Raw genomic sequence first — 17,102 nt, 5'->3', positions numbered from 1 at the left:
CTTCTGGGACCGTTTATTTATGTGTGGTATACTGGAATATATCTATATGAAAATTTGATTCAAAGCCTTATCCAAGTAAGATATGGAAAATCAGATGCTAAACATATATTGCAGAAGGAGAACAGTGTAATGATAGATATATATACGGAGAGGAAAGATTCAAAAGACTGGATTTTTTACAATGACTTGTACTTCAACTTGAATACAGGTAATGAAGATATGTCACAAAAAGAAATTGATTTGATTCAACAAGTGGATGAAGCGAAGCTGACACCAGACAAGCATATAGAAACAAAATATGGCTTAGGTACGATCCGAAATTTATCATCAGGCTGCAAGACATTGCTTAATATTGTGAAGCACCCCGATAAGGTGGTAAATGTTGAGGAATGTGGACCGAATGTTCTTAAAATAATTTTTACTATGGATAATATTAAGATTTATATGTCAAGACCAACGCTTTTTGATATTCCGGATGATGCCAAAATCAGATTTAATGATTCTGATATAGTTACCGGTGGCAGAGGATATAATGCTTGGTGGAGTAAGGAGTATCAAAGGAGAGAAGCAGATGATTTATAAGAATATAACATTTAAAGCAGCTCCATTTTCATATGATTTGACATTTGATGACAGGATTACTCTTGTTGGTGGAGATAGCGGTACAGGTAAAACAGTACTTTATGAAATGCTGGAAGATATAAGATTGACAGACGAATACAAAGCAATCAAGCTATTTAACTACAAATCAGATGATTTTTTAGAAGCAATCAAACAGTGTAGAGATAGTTTTATTGTGATAGATAATGCAGATTGTATGATTAATGATGATGTCAGGAGATTCATTAATTTTGAGTTGTCTAATCAGTATATGCTTTTTCTACGAAATTGTGACGGACTCAATGTATCTTATAAGAGCTTTAAGGTGCTGAAGTTTGATAATAACAGGATAACACTGGAAGAGGAGTTGTGATATGAGATATTTATGGACAGAGGATATCGGTGCAGGACTTCACTTCTAGAAATTAGTTAATCAGCTTTTTTTGACAATGAACTTGTAGTTGAGAGTAAATGGAGCAATCAGGGTTTACTGGATGCATTAATAGACTTGGAGACTGAAGATGGAGATGAATACTTCGTTGCGTTTGATTATGTGGTTGATAATCAGGACATGCTGTCAAATGTAAAGTGGGGCAAATATATAATAGGTGATTTGTTTGAAGGATAGAGACAGCAAAGCTTCCTTATAAAGCAGATGAATTGCCAAAGAAGAAGCTTTCTAAAGCGTGAGAGACGCTTAAAGAGTTTTCTGAAAAACGAATATTTCAAAGTTAGTCTCAACGAAGTCTCACGAGATTTGAGACTGAGTGAGACTCTATGATATAGCAAAATGCGATAAAAATTGGTATTTGCAGGTAAATTATAAAGTTGTAGTCTCAAGACAGTCTCATTTTTGAAATTGTTTGTTGAGACTAACATGAGACTGAGGAGGTTCAAAATCATGAACATAAGCAAAAAGGATTGGAAATTATTTCGAGAAAGATTATCAGGCTGGCAGGAAAATTATATGGAAGGTCTTGTTAAAGAGTATGCAAATTTTCTGAATGATGATAAAAAGCCTGCATCAGAGAAATTCTGGGAACTTGAAAAACGGATAAAAGAAGATAAGCGTCATCCGGGAGTTATCATGGAGATGAGTAAGTCAGAGGTGATATGGGATATCGTTCGTCTTATTAGATTGAAAGTAATTACATATGATGATTTATCAGACTTTAGTGATGAATTACAGCTGGAAGTGAAGAGAATACTTGAAATGAGCAGGTGATACATATGGAGATTGGTGCAACAAAGGCAGTTCAAGATCGACTAAAAACCACAAAGATTGCAGAAAGCAAAGGTGTTTCACTTGTGTTCTGCTGGGACACACATTTGACGAAAATAAAAGGAAGAAATGTCTTGTTTATTGTAAATGCCAGTAATCGTTATACAATAGCAATGACAGATATTGAACCAAGAAACTGGAATTACTATGCAATGTATATCAGCCGCGTGATCCATGGCGTGATGCAGGAAATGGGATATTCTGAAGAACAGATAGCACAATATTTTAAAATGTCAGGCGATATGATTGTGACAAAGACACATGGGAAGAAATCGGTTGGCGGCATTAATAGAATGGTAACGGATGCGCAGTATTTTGATAAGAAACTGGAGAAAGATACAAAATATCAGTGGGAACTGAGTGAGTATCTTAACAGAGATATTTGTCAGCCAGAGGGATTCGATGCATATGGATATCCAAGTGAACTCTTTAAATTAGACATGGAACGATTAGGAATTATTCCTAAGAGAAAGCCTGCAAAGGTAATTGATTTTACCAGGTACATAGATACTAATCGCAGTTCTAACCATTAGCGCAAAAGAATTGTTAAAACAATTGTTTGGGCATAAGAAGTTAGTTTGCAATGACGAAAAGCAAGATGTATAAAATAATTCGTCGCTAAAAAAGTGACGAAAAAAGCGACGGAAAAGGAGAACATTTATGAGCATAACATTTGAAATAGTCAAATTTAAAAAGCCAACAAAAGATGATTTGTCTAATTTACATATGTTTAATCCTTATGGTTCTATTCCAATATTAGATGATGATGGCGATAGCACGGGATGGAATATTTATATGTTCAGGGTCGATGATAAGGATATACAGAATATTATAAATAGCAGTTATGCAGTCAAAATGGAACTCCCAGAATGCATTACAGATTATGATAGTTTTTTTGAAGATTTGGGATTCCCTAAAGAGGCAGTAAGGAATGGAGATGTTCGCATTATAAAATCCAATTCCAGATATATTACTATTTCTTATGGTGATAAATCAAAGGAGATAGAAAAAAGCAGGCTTGAAAAATATAAGGTGATGGTTCAAACAAAATGTGTTGTTTTGAAGATTAAGGCTTTATGGAACAGCAGTGAAAATAATCTATATGGTATAGATAAAAAGAAAGCTATAAAGTGTATACCAGATATTGAAAATTATGAATATGTTCCAGTTAATAATAGTATGCTGGCAAAAGCAGAAATTCCCTTCTTGATATTTGAAAGAAACCGGGGAAAATGTTTTATAGAGATGTATTGATAGAATCTAGAGAAAGGAATGCTTTTATGAGCAAAGAATTACAGATAAGAAATAGCACTGTTGATTTCTTGGTTTTCACACGAGATGCAGGAGAAGACGGAATAGAAGTTAGGGTTCAGAATGGCGATGTATGGCTTACGCAGAAGGCAATTTCACAGCTTTTTGATGTAGATAGAAGTGTGGTTACAAAACATCTGAGCAACATTTTTAAAGAGGGAGAATTAGATGAAAATTCAACTTGTGCAAATTTTGCACAAGTTGCCGACAATGGAAAAACATACAAATATAAATTTTATTCGTTAGCAGCTATTATTGCTGTGGGATATCGCATTAATTCAGAACGGGCAACACAGTTCAGGACATGGGCAACCAAAGTGTTGGATACATTTACAAAGCAGGGTTATGTTCTTGATAAAAGCAGATTGATTAATGGACAGATTTTCGACGAAGATTATTTTGAGCATCTTATTGCTGAGATTCAGGAAATTAGAGCAAGTGAGAGAAGATTTTACCAAAAAATCACAGATATATATGCAACAGCAGTTGATTATGATAAGAATTCACAGGTGACAAGAGAGTTTTATGCAACAGTTCAGAATAAGATGCATTATGCAGTTCATGGTAATACAGCAGCAGAAGTGATAGTGGCAAGAGCTGATCATAATAAGAAACATATGGGACTTAAATCATGGAAAAATGCGCCTGATGGTAAAATAGTAAAAACAGATGTGTCAATTGCAAAAAACTACTTAGGAAAAGAAGAACTTGCAGAATTAAATGAGATTGTGACAATGTATCTTGATTATGCAACAAGACAGGCACGAAGACATATTCCTATGACTATGGAAGATTGGAAAACAAAGCTTGACGCATTTCTTAGATTTAATGATGCAGAAGTACTTCAGGATAAAGGGAAAGTAACAGCAGCTATTGCAAAGGAATTTGCAGAAAGCGAATTTGAGAAATACAGAGTTATACAGGATTCACTATATGAAAGTGATTTTGATAAATTGATGAATGATATGGAAAAGGATGATGCTATCCATTAGTACCACAAAATTTCTTATTGCAGAATTAGCGGTTGCAGATTATAATTTTCGTAGGTGGACAAGCAAACCGATAGAATATTATTCTGTGAATAAAACACAAACCTGCAAGCCACCGGAACTACACACAATAATGAAAGAATGTAATGGTACTGGATTGGTGCTAAAAATGTGTGGAATGAAAAATAATGAGTAGAAAAGATGTGGACTATCAATACAAGAATGTATAGATAACCATATTAAAACAACCAGAATCAAACCAAACTTTGCGAGTTTGAGTAACGTATAAAGTACGGGAGCCCGCTATTTAAGCGGACTCCCGTTTTGCGTGCTTGCAAAATGCTTGCAAAATGCTTGCAGAAATACAATGACAGAAAATGAGGACTTAAAATGGTCATTACGGAACTAAGTTTAGTAGAGTATTATGATAAAATAATTCCGAGAGCAAAAAGAAAAAATTACAAATGGGTTATTTCGGTGATAGCGCGTCATGCTGATGCTAAGGAGTTATATCAGCATATTGAAGAAGATTGGGCATCAATTAATGATTTGACATATGACAATGTTTTGTTTGTATTTTCACTTGGAGCTAGTTTGGAAAATAATTCTTTCTTTCATACGGAAGGACAAGAAAATTATGTAGGCACAATGTGTCCTTACGTTGAAACTATTAATGAAGAACGAATAGCAAATAGAAAAGAAGATTTTTATATTCATACATATGGAGCAGCTGATATAGATTGGAAACAAAAGCATTCTCAGTCGGTTACTGAATTTATAAGGAAGTATGATATTAGAGAAGAACAACTTCCGGTTTTATTCATTTGGAATTTAGAAAGAAATTGTTATAGTGTTGTTTCATTAAATCACAGTGAAGATATGTACTCGTTTTTAAAGCAACGTGTATTGGAACAAGAGAACTTAATGAAGCAGAAACAAAAACTTGAAGAGAAACTGTTACCTTTCAAGCAGGAGCGAATGTATTTTGAATTGTATGATTTCTTGAATGAGAGAGCGTGTAGACTTGGATGTAGTGAAAAAGAGGCTATACAGTCAGTTTTGTTTGGGCAAAGTACATATTTAGAGAAAAAAGACCAGATTCAAGATAAAGAAATAAGAAAAGATTTAAAAAAAATAGGACAATGGAAAAAACAATTCTTTACAAATCCATCGGATATACCACAAATAAAAAATCATGTTAAAGAGATGTTAGAAAAAAAGATGGGAATAGAATATAGAATTGATTCTATATGGGAGAAAATCGGCAATAAGGGTGAAATGGTTACATTAACGAATGATATTGTAAAGGATGTTATATTAGTTTGTGCAAAACTTATCTCTAATGAGATTTATTATGATGCATCAGAAGATAGAAGGAACACATATGTAAGAGATCTGTTAGATGAAAAGGGATATGTAGTAAGAGATCAAACAAGACATGGATTATCGCCACAAGGAAAGGATGCAGGAAAAGTTGACATTTCTATTTTTAAAGAGGGAAAGACATACACACTTATAGAAGCACTGAATTTATCCTGTTTAAGTAAAAAATATATAGACACACATCTAGATAAGATATTTGATTATGATGTTTTGGGAAATGATATCAATATAATTTTAAACTATGTTACAGTTAGTGATTTTGATAAATTTATTACTAATTATATTACTTATATGAAAGAACGTAAGTGGCGTTCCCCGATGGTTGATTTAGATGAAAAATGTAAAGAGTATAAAATTCTGTATTCAAGCATAAGAGTAGTAAAAACAACTCATAAAAGAAATGGGAAGAATACAATTTTATATCACATATGCGCTTTAATTAATGGTGCTAAATAATAATGGAATTATTTAATGTTTGTAACCCACAGGAACGCTTTAGTGAGCAACAGGCTAGACGTACATTGGAAAAAATGCAAAAGGAATACATTATAAAATTAGCTAATGGGGGCCGGTATGCGAAGTATACACTAATTTAACTTGTTGTTTTAACTCGGCTATGCCGAATTAAATGCCGAGTTAAAAGATAAAGTATCCAAAATGCCTTGAAATACGTGACTTTGCAATGTACTTGTTTAACTTGTCAGTGTCGAGATAGATGCCGAGTTAAAAATTATACTCAAATGGTATTGGAGGAAATTGAAATATGGTAAACTTAATTGCTTTTGATACAGAGAAAGAATTATGCGAATTAACAGGTTTGACGGAGTCTGAGCTGTGGGAAAAGGATTTATTCTCGATGATTGGGATATTGGGTTTCAATCAGATATTAAATTACATAGAACTCCGACGGCTGATGATATTCAGGATGGTTATGAGGAAGATGAATTGATTGACGATTATGATTTGCCGGCACATTGGCTAATGATGCAGATGAACAATTTTTGCGTTGGCGCTAATTACGTGTTTTTGAATGGAAAGCATTATTATACAGTTCATCACTCGTAAGTCGTTTTTTCTCAAAAATTCGATAATACAACAGCAGGAGGTACACATGAAAGTAAAATTACAAGAAGTTCTCGAGGCACTTGATGGTGTCGGAATGGATATGGAATATTATTATGACACGAAAAATGAAGAAATCCTGATGATATTTGATGGTATGGTTAATGGAGAAACGGATCCTGATTTGATAGAAGATATCGAAGAGGGTTTTATTGAAGATTATATCCCGTTGCCACGGCAGTATGATATGAATGAATATCGGATGATGGAAGAATTTATTTATGACTTACCGGCTGGAAGAGCACAGGACGCATTGGATGTAGCAATTAGAGGCAAGGGTGCATTCCGTAGATTTAAGGATAGGCTGTACGATTTTGACCTTCAGGAGAAATGGTATAAGTACAGGGATGATTGCTATGAGCAAATAGCAAGAGACTGGTGTGAACGGTTCGGGATAGAGATAGAGGAATAGGTATGGCTGGGACAAATGATATTTTAGAAGTTGCGAAGATGACAATTAACGCATCGATAAAGTGCAATACGGTTCGAGGATTTATTGGCTGGCACAGTTGCGATAATATTTGCATGGATATGCATGATGTATTGGATATGTGCGAAGATGCTTTTAAGCGGGAAAGATATCAGGAATCTCTTGAGGCAGATACATATGTGCTTGTTTCGGGCGTGAAATTGGCTTCTTGTGCAGATAGCAGTTCCGGTATGCTGACGGATGTAATAATGCGTGCATTTGAACTAATAGATTTATCTACACAGACAATTGCCAAACTGGATGCAGCAATGAGAAAACATGCGCTGTCATTGATTATAAAGGAAGCAAAGAAAAAAGCATTTGACGGCTGGGACTCATGGCGCTATGAATTATTGGGAAAGGCGGTTTGTTTGTGTGATGAGAAGTTGGCAGTAAAATTGGAAAAGCTTTTGGATGTATTCTTAGAAGATATTGAGAATGATTATACGCCGGAATACAAAAGGCAGGAAGATACAATTTTACGTTATAAATTGCATCGACATTTAAAGGGGGCAGACGCAGTTAAGGACGAGTTATATGCAAATCTACATATAAGAGAAATACGCATAATTGCAGTTAAAGATGCAACAGATGCGAGGAATTATAACGAAGCAGAAAAGTTGTGCCTTGAACAGATAAAGAAAGAGGACGGTCGCTTTTACAGAAACATTCCGGAGGATTGGAATAATATACTGTTTGATGTTTATGTGCAGTCAGGCATAACAGATAAACAGATTGAGCAGGCAAAGAAAATATTGTTCCTGGGGAATGCAGGATTCTGGGATGTTTTAAAGCGGCTGTACCAAAGCTTGGGAACATGGGAAAGTCAGAAGCCAATTATACTTAAAGAATTAAAGCAATGCAAATATTCAGTATGTTATCGGTCTGTATTGGTTGAGGAAAACGAAAAGAAGTTGCTATTAGAAGCCGTTACAGAAAATCCATATAATTTGTTCTATTATGCTCAATTTCTTGTAATGGATTATCCGAATGAAATTTATGAATTGTGTGCAAATTACATAAGAGAACAATGTGCGCAGGCAACAGATAGAAGATTATATAAGAAAGTATGTAAGGACTTATTACAGTTGATTAAGTGGAAAGGAAATGCTACTGCCAAGCTGCTTGTGGATGAATTTAAGGCAACGTATCCTAGAAGAAGTGCGTTATTGGACGAGCTGCAAAAGGTAGAGAGGAAATTGTAAGTGTTACTTGGCTGTTGCATTATTTGCAATACCCACTGAAAGCCATCGGAACCCACTATGTTTCTTGGTACTAACAACAACAGAGAAAAAGGATTCTCCACATAATAAATGTCAAAAGAAACATTGTAGATTTGAAAATTGAGGCGTTTGGTACTGTTATTTTACTGTTGTTTTTTGCAAGTGGCTTTGCAGTGCTGGCAGTGATGCGGATATGCATTGTTTTATAAGGATTTCAGTATAAGTGAAAATGTTTCTTGTAATTTACCCAAATGGATTCTATAATAAAATCGTGGTTGGAAAGGGATTATGAACTTATTGCTTTGGGTAGTGTCAATTGGCACGCCAAATCAGGGAAAAAAGAGGTAAAGAATCATTTTCAAGCCAACGGAACCATTTATAATGATAAAAAATCGTTCATAAATGATCGAAAGCTGAGTCGAAAATTGCGGTACTAAAATGGTACTACATTCGATTTGAACGAAATAGAATAGGAACAAAAACACATATTTGCAATACAAATATGTATAGAAAATCAATGAAAAACAATATCATTCACATCAAACTTTGCGAGTTTGAGTAGATATTTTTGTACATTTATAGTCCGCGAAGCCAGTAAAATCAAGGCTTTGCGGACTTCGTGCTTCTAAGGTGGTAATAAAATGGTAATGTTTTTAGAGCCGAAACTGAAATTTCATTCTACAAAATTTGCGATAGGCGAATGAAATAGATAGAATGTTACCAAAGGACATTGCAAAGTATTTGTGGTAATGGTGGAAAAATTTAGCTATTGGAGATTGTGCTTAAAGTATGCCTGCAAAGGGATATATGTCAGCCCGAAGGATTTGATGCGTATGGGCATCCATTCGAGTTATTTCATCTGGATATGGAAAGGATAGGTATAGTGCCAAAGAGGGCGCCCGCTAAGATAATAGATTTTCGGGCACACATAGAGAATAAACATACTATCGATTAGTCTGATGAAAAATAGCAGAAACATTTGACGTGACATATGAGGAATCTTTCGCGTTTAGTGGCGGAATCAGTATTGATTAAGACATAAAGAAATTGGTAATAAGGAGAGATGGAATATTATGGCAAACGAAGAGATAGCTAGTCAGGTGTTGGATTATTGGTTTGCGATTGAGTTCTTGGGGCAGGACTCTTATGATGTATGTACTGAAGAATCCAAACTTGTTCGAGCATTAAAAACATTTAAAAAAGCTGATCAGTCTACAAAGAATAAGCGTAGGCAAATCTCTGTTTTTGAACTTGTAAATAGCGAATCTGACATATATTCTCAAATTGTGAATCAAGCAAAGGAATGTGATATGACGATTTGGGGAAATCTGACATTCTATATTGGCAGGGTGTCTAGACAGGCGTGCATAGAAAAACTTGCTCAGGAACTTGGTGCAAAGCTAGAGCAGGAGGAGAGAAATTCAGAGTATATACCAATACTTAGTTTTCAGTGCACTACGAACGGAGCTTATGTAGAACATTCACTTTCTCTCTCTACTGTTATATGGGCAATATCTCAGGTAGAAGGAAAACAAAACGGAAAACTATCTGATCTGTTATCAAGTAGGGCGTATTCTGATACGATAGAACAGTTGGAAAGGGAGTTCTTTGAATCAGATAATTTCAACGAACAAGAGGCTATAGAGGAGGCGTCTGTTAAGGTGAATTCGGAAGGTATGCCAGTTTTTGCTGATGATGCTATAGTAGCTTCGAAAATTATGAGTATACATTCTGAAATTGTTAAAATGTATGGAAAATTTTTCCCGGAGAATGTGATTGAGGAAAGAAATGGTTTTAAATATCAGTTGTTTAAGAATTCAAAAGCTAAAGATAAATACGACGATGATAATTATATGGGATTGAGCCATGATTTCTTTTCTAATGATCTGAAGATGGTCAAAGAATCCATAGAAGCAGGAAAAGATGATTTTTCAACAGGTATGTTGTCTAACCTAATTGATTATATCTGTGCACCTCATGATGTCTTAGAAGAAAGACAACGTCATGATTTCGTCAGACCTAAAGATAAAGAGGTATTTTATAAGGAAATAGCCGAAATTCTCAACATGGAGAATGCTCCTCTTGGTAAATGGCCGTCCAGGTATATGCCTGCGTTAATGCAGCAGATTGCTATAAATATAGCAATATCAAACCGGCAGAGAGGAATATTTGAAGAAAGTGGGAATGTTTTTTCTGTGAATGGTCCGCCCGGAACTGGTAAGACGACACTATTAAAAGAGATTATTGCAAATAATATTGTTGAAAAGGCCAGAGCTCTCAGCCAATACGATACACCGGATGATGCCTTTGAAGGTGTGAAGTTTGTGTGTGGCGAATTGAATGGGGCGTATGCACAGTATTATCCGAAGTGGTTTAGGTTCAAAGATGAACATATTGCTGACTTTGGAGTGCTTGTTACATCCAGCAATAATACGGCTGTAGAAAATATAACAAAGGAACTCCCTCTTGAAAAAGGGATTCTTGATAATTTAAAAATTGTTTCTGACGGAAATATGCCAGATAGTCCGGAGAAGGCTCAACAATTAAGAACGATCTGTAAGATGTTTTCTACTTCTGAAACAGAGAAAAAATTAAACGTTTATCAAAAAGATACTAAGCGACAGGGTGAATACCCAGAGATATATTTCACTGGGTATGCAAAGAAATTTTTTGGAAATGCAGAAAAGGATGCAGATGCATGGGGAATGGTTGCTGCTCCACTTGGTAAAAAATCTAACATAAGTGGTTTTTACTATGATGTTCTGAATCCAATTTTGCAGGACTTCATGATAAAAAATGCTGACATTGAAGACAGAATTCCTGAATATAGAAAAGCCAGAGATGCGTTTTCTAAACAACTGGAAGTAGTTAGTTCTCTTCAAAGTCAACTAAAAAGTTACGGCGATATTTCTCTTAAAGCACATCAGTTATGTGCTTCTTTTGAGCAAATACGAGCTAAAAATATTTCTTTGATTATTTGTTGTGATGAGGAAATTAAGTCTTTTGAAAATCAGATAGTTTATACAAATACTGAAATAAAAAAAGAAGAAGACAATCTCAGTAACTTTACAACATTATATTCAGAAGCTGATTTCAAATTAAAAGAGTCTGAGAAAAGGATGAAAGATTTGTCAGAACAGGAAATTAGTTATAAGAAACAAGCTTTAGATGTGGAAAATTCTGTCGGTTTCTTTACAAAAATTTTTAGAAAAAGCAAATATCAATCTGCGCTTGATTTGGCTGAATGCTTTAGATTGAAGGCACAAGAATGCACGATTGCTGTTAATCAAGCCTCACATAAAATTGGCGTAGAAAGAGCGCAAGTCGAAAAATACCGTATTGATAAAGATAATGCTTTACAACGATTACATGAGTCAAAGGAAAGACTCAAAAAGCTAGAGGGAAATAAGTCTACTACTCAGATGAGAATTCTTCGGTTGAAGGGAGAAATTAATAATGCACAAGTCAGAGCTGAAGCAGCCAAGTCAGAATGCGAAAGAGACTTAAGGGAATATCTTAGTGCTGGAGATATGAAGACAGGCAAAGTTCTGGATGATACATTTATTGAGGATGTTCTTTCTAAGAATGATAAAGTATCTACTAAAGCGCAGATTTCTAATCCATGGTCTACGGAAGAATTTAATCGAGAAAGGGAAAAATTATTTTATCTAGCCCTTCAAATGACAAAGGAGTTTGTCCTAAGTTCTAAGTCGTGCAGAACAAATTTGTGTATTTTAGGTCAATATTGGGGGTTTAGAACAGAAAATGATACAGATAGAATCAAATTCCATAAGCAGGATAGAGAAGCGATGATAGCCTCATTATTCCAGACATTGTTCTTGATTACACCGGTTATATCTTCTACGTTTGCTTCCGTTGGAAGATTATTAAGAGATATGAAAACACCGGGGTGCATAGGCACACTTGTAATAGATGAGGCAGGGCAGGCTCAACCGCAGATGGCTGTTGGTGCATTATACAGAGCGAGGAAAGCTATAATAGTAGGCGATCCAAAGCAAGTGGAGCCAGTGGTAACAGATGATCTTAAGCTCTTGAAAGAGGCGTATTCAGAACCTGTATTTGCAAACTATAAAAACAAGTCATTATCGGTACAAAGCTGTGCGGATATAATGAATCCTTTTGGTACTTCCTATGATAACGGAACGGATTATCCTGATTGGGTTGGATGTCCGCTGCTTGTACATAGAAGGTGTATTTCTCCTATGTATGAAATATCGAATCGTATTTCATACAATGGAATTATGAAGCAACAAACCTTGCCACCATCAGATGGTAAGGTTGAGTCTTTTATTTACGAAAAATCGCAGTGGATAAATGTAACTGGGGTTGAAAACGGACATGGAGATCATTATGTAGCTGAACAAGGTAATGTTGTCTGCGAAATGGTAAATGTTTCTTTCCAGAAGGCAATTAAGATATCAAAAATGCAGGTTGACACCAAGCCAAGTCTCTATATTATCACTCCTTTTACTACTGTGGTGAGTGGATTACGGAAGGCAATTGGTACATATGCAACTAGAAACAAAAACTCTGCTTTAGGGGTTAGTACATCTCTTGATGAATGGTTATATGATAATATTGGTACAGTTCATAAATTTCAGGGAAAAGAGGCAAACGAGGTGATTTTTGTTCTCGGATGTGATGAGTCGCAGAAAAATAGATATGCTGTAAAAGGTTTCGTAAATAGCAATATCGTTAACGTGGCGGCTACCAGGGCAAAATATAGGTTTTACATGGTAGGGGATCAAAAGGTTTGGGGAAAAAATGAATATGTTAACGAAGCCAAGTCTATTATGGATAGGTTACTTATAGAGGATGCGGAAGAAAATAATTAAGCTCTCCTGAGTCACATTGATCAATTTCTAGAACATCATTATATCTGTTTCTCAAACAGGAAAGAGCCAAGATAGAGAATTAGAATGTGAGTTAGGAATAAGTTGATTCCATGTTTTAGATAGGGATGAATTTACTTTTACAAATGAGGCGGAGAGGTTGCTCTATCCAGAAAAATTCTTGTTGCTGAATCATTATTTTTAACGTAAGCGATGAATAACATACCGTTCCAAATTTAATTGAAGATTTGGGATAATACAGTCAATAAACAGTAAATGACTACTTTATCTATTTTCAGATCTGGATGCGGACGTATCACTCTTCTTTTCTTAAGCAAAGGTAGCCGTTTACGGTGTTTAACTACTTTAGCTAACAGGAGGAGCAGCTTATGCGTAATAAGAGAAGAACAGACGAAGAATGGCTGTCATTGATTCAGCAATGTCGCAGCAGTGGATTTTCTGACCGTGTCTGGTGTGAGCAGAATGATATCTCTATCAATACGTTTTATAATACTGTCACAAGGCTGAGAAAGAAATCATGTATGATTCCGGAGACAGACAGGCTAATCGTGGATACATCAGAAGCTGGAGCTGGGGCAAGTGCGGTAATGTACAGCATTGTGGAAACAGCAAAAGCAAACAATCTGAATATTTTCCAATATCTCTATATGGTACTGCTGTATATGACGGATTATATGAACTCGTCCGCAGGTATAGAACAGCTGATGCCATGGAGTGATTTTATCAAAGAGCAGTGTTCGGGGATCATTGATGTGGAGTCCACTGTCCCGGAAAACAGAATTCCCCTGCCATGTAGATAGCAGGGAAAATCTAAAGTAAATGGTAGTCGTTTACTGTTTTGGGTAGGCGGTGTGTTATTCATCGCTTACGATGAAACGGGAAATGCAGGAAGCAGTACAGGCAGGGGAGCGGGTACTTCAGACCCTTTACGCAGCAAGGGATAAGTTGGGAAGTGCGAGAAACTGGGGCATTTTTGATATGCTTGGAGGAGGCTTTATCAGTGACCTTGTGAAGCATTCTAAAATGAATGACGCATCTGCGTTGATGGAACAGGCGAAAAGCGATATTCAGCGTTTTCAGAGAGAATTAAGAGATGTGCAGGTTTCCTTGGATCTGCGCATGGAAATCGGCAGCTTCCTTTCCTTTGCGGATTTCTTTCTGGACGGGCTGGTGGCAGATTACATGGTGCAGAGCAAGATTACAGATGCAAGAGAACAGGTGGATGATGCCATCAACCGGATAGAAAAGATACTTGCTGATGTGAAAAATCGAATGAATGCGGAGGTGTATTAAGATGCGATTATTTGATAAAAGGACGCCGCTTCAGAAAGAGTGGGAAAAGCTGGAAGTACAGGAGCAGAGATTCCTTCAGAAGCGTTCTGAGAAAAGGGAGAACATTCTGAATCAAAAACTGGAGGAAAAGATACCGCCGAAACTTCAGGAAACATTGGATACTGCTTTTGCGAAGGCATTTGCTCTGATTTTCGAGAAAGGAACCAGGGTTATTGAAAAGACGTATCAGCGGGCAAAACTGGAGCAGGATTATCAGGTGCGGCAGTATACGGCGGATGTAAAGCAGAATTCCAAATCCCTGCGCTCCTTTTCTAAAAAGGCAAGAGATACGGGAACGAAGAATTTACTGCTATCCGGTGTGGCTGGAATCGGGATGGGCGTATTGGGAATCGGTCTGCCGGATATTCCGGTATTTACAGGGATGATTTTAAAGAATATTTACGAGACTGCCCTGCAGTATGGATACAGCTACGAAACCAGGGAAGAAAAATATTTTATCTTATTATTGATCCGGGGAGCAGTATCCTATGGGGATACACTTTGTGAGATTGACGGGAAAGTAAATGAATTTATCAGAAACGGAATGCTGCCGGAAGAATATCAGGATAAGGAGCAGATCGAACAAACAGCGGGATCTTTGTCAAAAGAGCTTCTCTATATGAAGTTCTTACAGGGGATTCCAGTGGTTGGTGCTGTAGGCGGAGCTTATGATGCAGTCTATATGAAACGGATCACAGAGTATGCAGAGCTGAAATACCGGCACAGATATCTGGCGGGGCGGAAAAAGGCAGAGAATAAATTGTTGTTTTGATGTGTGTGGAGTATAATGTGTTTATTAGTCAATGCTTAACACTGATGAAAGGAAAAATATGGTTTTAGAAAATAAGCTTAATATCACAGACTCCACAGAACTAGCAAGGATGGAAGAAAAGATAAGTAAGAAAAAAGCAGTGGAGTTGTTTGAAAATGGATATTTGAATAAATATAAAGCAGGATCTTTTGAGATACTTGCGGCAATTCACAAATATTTATTTGGTGAGATATATGATTTTGCGGGAAAAGTGAGAAATGTAAATATTGCTAAAGGCAACTTCCGATTTGCTCCGGTGATGTATTTACAGGCTGCAATCGAGAATATTGAGAAGATGCCACAATCAACATTTGATGAAATTGTTGAAAAATATGTTGAGATGAATATAGCGCATCCTTTTCGAGAGGGTAATGGGAGAAGCACCAGGATATGGCTTGATTTGATTCTGAAGAAAGAGTTGAACAAAGTTATTGATTGGAGTCTTGTAGATAAGGAAGATTATCTGTTAGCAATGGAAAGAAGTCCAATTAGAGATATTGAAATAAAATATATTTTAAAACAGGCTTTGACAGATAAAGTTAATGATAGAGAAGTTTATATGAAAGGTATAGATTATAGCTATTATTATGAAGGCTATGTGATATACAAAGCTGAGAATTTGTAGATATTTACTCCTACCAACGGCAGGAGCAATAAAAGAACTGCCGTTGCTAGTCGTTCTCCAAAATAATTTCAAAGAAGAATGACTATGAAACAAAATTTAATTACGGACATTATTCAAGGAATGTTACCATACTTAAATAATGCACAGAGTAAGCGATTACAGGAGGTGCTTCAATCAGCATTTGTAAACTATGAGATAACAGAAAATACAGGAAAAGTCAGATGCATTTGAATTTACAAACCCAGGAATTCTGAAACTTCCACTTGAAGATATTTACCGAGGCGGTAATTCAAAATCAAGAAATCCACATATGCAGACTATGCTTAGACTGGTTGGATTTGGTGATAATGCGGGTTCGGGATTTCCAACGATTCTTGATGTGTGGAAGTCGGAAGGATGGATAAAACCGGAATTGATTGAAGACACAAATCTTGATCAGGTTACACTTATGATGAAGATGGAAAAGGAATCTGATGATGAATCAGCAGAAAAATCAGCAGATTCAGCAGAAAAATCAGCGGATTCAAAAAAAATGAAAGTAATAGATTTATCAGAAAGGCAGAGGCAGATTTTAACCTATATGGATGCTGGGGTTGAATATAGTACAGAGCAGGTAGCAGAAAAAATAGGTTTAAAAGGTCCTAGGACAAGGCAGTTATTAAATGAATTGGTAAATATGGAGTTATTAGCTTGTATTGGAACTACAAAAAGAAGAAGGTATATTAAAGTGTAGAAGTGGATGTAATGTAGGAGATAATAAGCATGAACAAATTTTCAGAAAAGGATTGGAAAATATTCAGAAGTAAAATTGCTGGATGGCAAGAAGCTTATATGGATAGTAAGCGCATAGTTTTAGGGCGTATCCTATAAATGAAATCTGACACCCCGCGCTAGGATGCCAGACATGCGAGTATTTCACTACATTTTATTTACAAGTTTCCTGAGCCAATTTACTCCACGGGGCAAATTGTTCCAATTCCTCGTCTGACATTTCAGCATCAGGACGATGCTCCAGAAGGAAGCTCAGATATTTAAGTGGATCAAGTTCATTGGCTTTTGCCGTTTCTATCATAGAATAGAT

Annotated in this window: 17 protein-coding genes; 16 read left to right on the top strand and 1 reads right to left on the bottom strand. The window is 36.1% G+C overall.

The genetic code is table 11. The annotated features are described in order from the left end of the window. The first annotated feature begins 129 nt into the window (after positions 1-129). The 16 genes from M72_RS11330 (at position 130) to M72_RS17700 (ending at position 16,754) form a co-directional block, all read left to right on the top strand. Entirely contained in the window at positions 130-582 is a 453-nt protein-coding gene (locus M72_RS11330; RefSeq protein ID WP_055068303.1) for a DUF4869 domain-containing protein, read from the top strand. Beyond that, positions 572-973, top strand: coding sequence for a hypothetical protein (locus tag M72_RS11325; RefSeq protein WP_055068302.1), 402 nt, complete (start codon positions 572-574; stop codon positions 971-973). The genes M72_RS11330 and M72_RS11325 overlap by 11 nt, the downstream gene beginning before the upstream one ends. Before the next feature lie 528 nt (positions 974-1,501). Further along, complete coding sequence (locus M72_RS11320) at positions 1,502-1,825, top strand: hypothetical protein (RefSeq protein ID WP_055068301.1); 324 nt, start codon at positions 1,502-1,504, stop codon at positions 1,823-1,825. A gap of 5 nt (positions 1,826-1,830) precedes the next feature. Then, a complete protein-coding gene (locus M72_RS11315; RefSeq protein WP_055068300.1) occupies positions 1,831-2,415 on the top strand; it encodes a DUF6933 domain-containing protein in 585 nt (194 codons plus the stop codon). Between the two features lie 127 nt (positions 2,416-2,542). Beyond that, positions 2,543-3,136: a hypothetical protein gene (locus M72_RS11310; protein WP_055068299.1), complete on the top strand. Its 594-nt coding sequence runs from the start codon at positions 2,543-2,545 to the stop codon at positions 3,134-3,136. Positions 3,137-3,162: 26 nt separating this feature from the next. Continuing rightward, entirely contained in the window at positions 3,163-4,185 is a 1,023-nt protein-coding gene (locus tag M72_RS11305) for a virulence RhuM family protein (RefSeq protein WP_055068298.1), read from the top strand. A 387-nt stretch (positions 4,186-4,572) separates the two neighbouring features. Continuing rightward, a complete protein-coding gene (locus M72_RS11295) occupies positions 4,573-6,021 on the top strand; it encodes a hypothetical protein (RefSeq protein ID WP_055068296.1) in 1,449 nt (482 codons plus the stop codon). Positions 6,022-6,399: 378 nt separating this feature from the next. Then, complete coding sequence (locus M72_RS16895) at positions 6,400-6,630, top strand: hypothetical protein (RefSeq protein ID WP_138345255.1); 231 nt, start codon at positions 6,400-6,402, stop codon at positions 6,628-6,630. A gap of 46 nt (positions 6,631-6,676) precedes the next feature. After that, complete coding sequence (locus tag M72_RS11285; protein ID WP_055068294.1) at positions 6,677-7,099, top strand: UPF0158 family protein; 423 nt, start codon at positions 6,677-6,679, stop codon at positions 7,097-7,099. A gap of 2 nt (positions 7,100-7,101) precedes the next feature. Further along, positions 7,102-8,361 (top strand): hypothetical protein, encoded by a 1,260-nt coding sequence (locus M72_RS11280; RefSeq protein WP_055068293.1) that lies wholly within the window; start codon positions 7,102-7,104, stop codon positions 8,359-8,361. A gap of 1,091 nt (positions 8,362-9,452) precedes the next feature. Then, entirely contained in the window at positions 9,453-13,235 is a 3,783-nt protein-coding gene (locus tag M72_RS11270; protein ID WP_055068291.1) for a DEAD/DEAH box helicase, read from the top strand. A gap of 386 nt (positions 13,236-13,621) precedes the next feature. Further along, positions 13,622-14,053: an IS66 family insertion sequence element accessory protein TnpA gene (gene tnpA / locus M72_RS17705; RefSeq protein ID WP_226948084.1), complete on the top strand. Its 432-nt coding sequence runs from the start codon at positions 13,622-13,624 to the stop codon at positions 14,051-14,053. Positions 14,054-14,135: 82 nt separating this feature from the next. Then, positions 14,136-14,546, top strand: coding sequence for a hypothetical protein (locus M72_RS11260; RefSeq protein WP_226948083.1), 411 nt, complete (start codon positions 14,136-14,138; stop codon positions 14,544-14,546). 1 nt (position 14,547) lies between these two features. Beyond that, positions 14,548-15,357, top strand: coding sequence for an EcsC family protein (locus M72_RS11255; RefSeq protein ID WP_055068289.1), 810 nt, complete (start codon positions 14,548-14,550; stop codon positions 15,355-15,357). A 58-nt stretch (positions 15,358-15,415) separates the two neighbouring features. Beyond that, a complete protein-coding gene (gene fic, locus M72_RS11250; protein ID WP_055068411.1) occupies positions 15,416-16,021 on the top strand; it encodes a protein adenylyltransferase Fic in 606 nt (201 codons plus the stop codon). A 205-nt stretch (positions 16,022-16,226) separates the two neighbouring features. After that, positions 16,227-16,754, top strand: coding sequence for an ATP-binding protein (locus M72_RS17700; protein WP_082413896.1), 528 nt, complete (start codon positions 16,227-16,229; stop codon positions 16,752-16,754). A 192-nt stretch (positions 16,755-16,946) separates the two neighbouring features. Here M72_RS17700 and M72_RS18260 read toward each other — a convergent pair whose 3' ends face one another. Continuing rightward, entirely contained in the window at positions 16,947-17,093 is a 147-nt protein-coding gene (locus M72_RS18260; protein ID WP_261291830.1) for a transposase domain-containing protein, read from the bottom strand. Between the last annotated feature and the right edge of the window lie 9 nt (positions 17,094-17,102).

The organism is Roseburia faecis, assembly GCF_001406815.1.
GTDB classification, from domain to species: Bacteria; Bacillota; Clostridia; order Lachnospirales; family Lachnospiraceae; genus Roseburia; species Roseburia faecis.
This window is presented reverse-complemented; position numbering and strand designations above follow the sequence as displayed.

What these genes read in the sequence shown, in the direction of transcription:
- M72_RS11270 (WP_055068291.1), top strand. Translation starts at nt 9,453, where the DNA reads ATGGCAAACGAAGAGATAGCTAGTCAGGTGTTGGATTATTGGTTTGCG.
- tnpA (WP_226948084.1), top strand. Translation starts at nt 13,622, where the DNA reads ATGCGTAATAAGAGAAGAACAGACGAAGAATGGCTGTCATTGATTCAG.
- M72_RS11280 (WP_055068293.1), top strand. Translation starts at nt 7,102, where the DNA reads ATGGCTGGGACAAATGATATTTTAGAAGTTGCGAAGATGACAATTAAC.
- M72_RS11260 (WP_226948083.1), top strand. Translation starts at nt 14,136, where the DNA reads ATGCAGGAAGCAGTACAGGCAGGGGAGCGGGTACTTCAGACCCTTTAC.
- M72_RS11285 (WP_055068294.1), top strand. Translation starts at nt 6,677, where the DNA reads ATGAAAGTAAAATTACAAGAAGTTCTCGAGGCACTTGATGGTGTCGGA.
- M72_RS11295 (WP_055068296.1), top strand. Translation starts at nt 4,573, where the DNA reads ATGGTCATTACGGAACTAAGTTTAGTAGAGTATTATGATAAAATAATT.
- M72_RS11325 (WP_055068302.1), top strand. Translation starts at nt 572, where the DNA reads ATGATTTATAAGAATATAACATTTAAAGCAGCTCCATTTTCATATGAT.
- M72_RS11320 (WP_055068301.1), top strand. Translation starts at nt 1,502, where the DNA reads ATGAACATAAGCAAAAAGGATTGGAAATTATTTCGAGAAAGATTATCA.
- M72_RS18260 (WP_261291830.1), bottom strand. Translation starts at nt 17,093, where the DNA reads ATGATAGAAACGGCAAAAGCCAATGAACTTGATCCACTTAAATATCTG.
- M72_RS11330 (WP_055068303.1), top strand. Translation starts at nt 130, where the DNA reads ATGATAGATATATATACGGAGAGGAAAGATTCAAAAGACTGGATTTTT.
- M72_RS11255 (WP_055068289.1), top strand. Translation starts at nt 14,548, where the DNA reads ATGCGATTATTTGATAAAAGGACGCCGCTTCAGAAAGAGTGGGAAAAG.
- M72_RS11310 (WP_055068299.1), top strand. Translation starts at nt 2,543, where the DNA reads ATGAGCATAACATTTGAAATAGTCAAATTTAAAAAGCCAACAAAAGAT.
- M72_RS11315 (WP_055068300.1), top strand. Translation starts at nt 1,831, where the DNA reads ATGGAGATTGGTGCAACAAAGGCAGTTCAAGATCGACTAAAAACCACA.
- M72_RS11305 (WP_055068298.1), top strand. Translation starts at nt 3,163, where the DNA reads ATGAGCAAAGAATTACAGATAAGAAATAGCACTGTTGATTTCTTGGTT.
- fic (WP_055068411.1), top strand. Translation starts at nt 15,416, where the DNA reads ATGGTTTTAGAAAATAAGCTTAATATCACAGACTCCACAGAACTAGCA.